General features: G+C 43.6%; 1 protein-coding gene. It reads left to right on the forward strand.

Features of this window, described 5'->3' with window-relative positions:
* Window positions 1-1,062, forward strand: a 1,062-nt coding sequence (locus tag F6K37_RS42700) for a DNA cytosine methyltransferase (protein WP_287257260.1), incomplete at its 5' end; no start/stop codon positions are given.
* Between the last annotated feature and the right edge of the window lie 277 nt (window positions 1,063-1,339).

The following is a 1,339-nucleotide window of genomic DNA, read 5'->3' on the forward strand; positions in this document are numbered from 1 at the left end:
AAGTATCAAGGGCTAGCTACTGGGGTTGAGTTTCGTGTTCTCAAGAGCAAACCCACTAGCTTCAGAGTAATTGAGTTATTTGCTGGGTGTGGAGGCATGGCACTGGGCTTTGAGAATGCTGGCTTAAGCACCAAGCTGTTGGTGGAGATTGATAAAGACTGCGTAAACACTCTGAAGCTGAATAGACCTTCCTGGAAAATCATACCTGAGGATATAGCCAATGTTGATTTTACCAAATACAAGGACAACGTAGAGATTGTGGCTGGTGGTGTGCCCTGCCAAGCTTTCAGCTATGCCGGTCTGGGTAAAGGTTTTGACGATACTAGAGGGACGCTCTTTTTTGAGTTTGCACGGTGTGTCAAGGAAGTACAGCCGAAAATAGCACTAGTTGAAAACGTTAGAGGTCTGATCCACCATGACCAAGGCAGAACCTTATCCACCATGCTGCGAACCTTAGAGGATTTAGGTTACAACCCTACCTATAAGTTGCTCAGAGCGCAGTTTCTAGATGTTGCCCAAAAGCGGGAGAGGGTAATTATCATTGCGGTCAGAAAAGACTTAGACCTAAACGCAATATTTCCTCAGGAAAAGGACTACACTATTTCCCTGAGGGAGGTGCTCAAAGATTGCCCTAAATCAATAGGAGCAAAATACCCTACCCGCAAGAAAGAAATTATGGAGTTAATACCACCAGGAGGTTATTGGCGGAACTTACCAATAGAGCTTCAAAAAGAGTATATGAAAAAGAGTTTCTATCTCGGTGGCGGCAAAACCGGTATGGCTAGGCGGCTTTCTTGGCAAGAACCTTCCCTTACTCTAACCTGTAACCCAGCTCAAAAACAGACCGAGCGGTGTCATCCTGAAGAAACACGACCGTTGACAGTTAGGGAATATGCACGTATTCAGAGCTTCCCCGATGATTGGGAATTTACCGGTTCTCTATCATCGAGGTACAGGCAAATAGGTAATGCGGTCCCTGTTAATTTGGCTTACCACATTGGACGATGTCTGATTGCGATGTTGCAAGGGGAATTCGACCCAGAAACGATGGAGAAGTGTTGAACTTTGGCTTTTGCCCTTACTAACCCCAATTTTTTTGATAATACAGCAAAGGGAGCAGGGAGCAGGGAGCAGGGAGCAGGGAACTTCAGATTAAAAATTATCACAATTCATTTAAGATCGCTATTAGTCAACCAGACATGATATTACTAATATAGTGTTTGTATTTGAGATGTAAACCTAGGGGGTCTTTTTTTATTATCCAATAAAAGTCCAGATCTCTTTTCGATATTGCCTAGTAAGCATTAAGCTATCAGCTATCAGCTATCAGCTTTTGAAT

The organism is Moorena sp. SIO4E2 (assembly GCF_010671945.1).
GTDB lineage: Bacteria > Cyanobacteriota > Cyanobacteriia > Cyanobacteriales > Coleofasciculaceae > Moorena > Moorena producens.